The 422-nt window shown below is 69.0% G+C and carries 1 protein-coding gene; it reads right to left on the bottom strand.

The annotated features are described in order from the left end of the window. Window positions 1–422: S-adenosylmethionine:tRNA ribosyltransferase-isomerase (locus I6F37_RS41545; RefSeq protein ID WP_225154603.1), on the bottom strand; the 422-nt coding region annotated here is incomplete at both ends.

Genomic DNA, 422 nt, shown 5'->3' with positions numbered 1-422 from the left:
GGCGGATAGATGAAAATGTCGGTCCAGCCCGCCTCAGGCACAATTTCAGCACTTTGCTGATTGCGCCCGACCGTCTCCAGCACCCGCACGCTGGTGGTGCCGACAGCGATCACGCGGCCGCCACTGGCGCGGGCCTGGTTGATCGCGGCGGCGGTGGCGGCGGGCAGATCGTACCACTCGCTATGCATTGTGTGGTCGAGCACGTTGTCGGTCTGGACCGGGCGAAACGTATCCAGGCCACCGTGCAGCGTCACGGTCGCCCAGGTCACGCCCAGCGCCTGGACCCGCTCGATCAGCGCGGGCGTCCAGTGCAGCCCGGCGGTGGGCGCGGCGGCCGAGCCAGTCGCGGCGCTGTAGACCGTCTGGTAGCGCTCGGGGTTTTCCAGCGGCGCGGTGATATAGGGCGGCAGCGGCATCACCCC

The organism is Bradyrhizobium sp. NBAIM08 (assembly GCF_020193935.1).
Lineage (GTDB): Bacteria > Pseudomonadota > Alphaproteobacteria > Rhizobiales > Xanthobacteraceae > Bradyrhizobium > Bradyrhizobium yuanmingense.
Note: the sequence above shows the minus strand (reverse complement) of the source record. Positions and strands in the feature narration are given on the sequence as shown.